Origin of the sequence: Vibrio sp. Vb1337, assembly GCF_033338715.1 — a bacterium.
Lineage (GTDB): Bacteria > Pseudomonadota > Gammaproteobacteria > Enterobacterales > Vibrionaceae > Vibrio > Vibrio alginolyticus.
Map to the genome: position 1 here is coordinate 1 of NZ_JAWOTD010000304.1, position 1,011 is coordinate 1,011.

At 46.2% G+C, this 1,011-nt stretch carries 1 protein-coding gene and 1 pseudogene; one reads left to right on the top strand and one right to left on the bottom strand.

All coding sequences use genetic code 11. The features are described from left to right. Positions 1-251 (top strand): annotated as a pseudogene (locus tag R7E42_RS25810) (pyridoxal kinase); the annotation flags it as partial. Between the two features lie 49 nt (positions 252-300). On the opposite strand, the gene R7E42_RS25815 reads toward R7E42_RS25810, so the two are convergent. After that, a complete protein-coding gene (locus R7E42_RS25815) occupies positions 301-795 on the bottom strand; it encodes a hypothetical protein (protein WP_053302374.1) in 495 nt (164 codons plus the stop codon). Positions 796-1,011: the final 216 nt, after the last annotated feature.

The following is a 1,011-nucleotide window of genomic DNA, read 5'->3' on the forward strand; positions in this document are numbered from 1 at the left end:
GCCCTCAATTTGAGTTTGCTAAACAACCTGTTGGCGTGGGCGACCTTATCTCGGCGATCTTCACTTCAGGATTGCTGAAAGGTTGGTCTCCTAAACAAGCTTTCCAACATTGTCACGACGCGTGTTACGGGGTGTTAAGCGCCACTTACCATGCAGGCGAATGGGAACTGCAAACCATCGCAGCGCAGCAAGAGTTTGTTGAACCAAGCAAACACTTCCCAATTGAAGAAGTGGAACTAGAAATGGCGTAACGCTATTTTCGAACACAAAAAAGGAGCCCGGCGGCTCCTTTTTTGATCGCTAACATTGGGACGTATCGACTTTAAAACTGTGTCCGTCTTTTCCTGCGCCTTCCAATCGGTAATAGGCGTAGCATTTGCCTTGCATCAAAGCTTCTGGCGAGTCACTAGGGCCGTAGCCGACTATCGAATAAGTGTTGTTTTCAATGAACACCAAGTTCGCTTGCTTCATTTCGTCTGAGATCGTCATGTTGTCGAAAAAGCCAAGGTGTTCGCCACATTCGCTTTGCGTTTCTGGGTAGCCGTTGTAAAACTCTTGATAGCCCACAGCCGTCAGGACACATTGGTTTGCGCCATTCTCTTGGTTGAACGCTTTCGCATTGGCGTTGAGAATGGAGACGTAGTACTGCATGTCGGCAAACAAAACTTGAATGGCAGCAGAGCGGGCGTCGGACGTGCGCTGATTCGAATGGTGGAGTGCATAAGCAGAGATTCCGCTTAGTAAAACAGCAGCGAACAACCACTCTTTCAATGAGAAACTAGACAACCATCTCATTCGTTTGCCCTTAAATTAAATCGACCATTCATACAATGGGGTGGCATTTTACGCATCGAATCTCGAAAGTTTAAGGGTAAATCCCGTGTTTCAGAAAAAACCGACAGAAAGTTTATTGGTGATCAATAAGTGACACCGAATGCATATTCTGTCGACAATAAATTATCGACAACGAAAAAGGGGAGCCAACAGGCTCCCCTTTCTATTATTCAATGT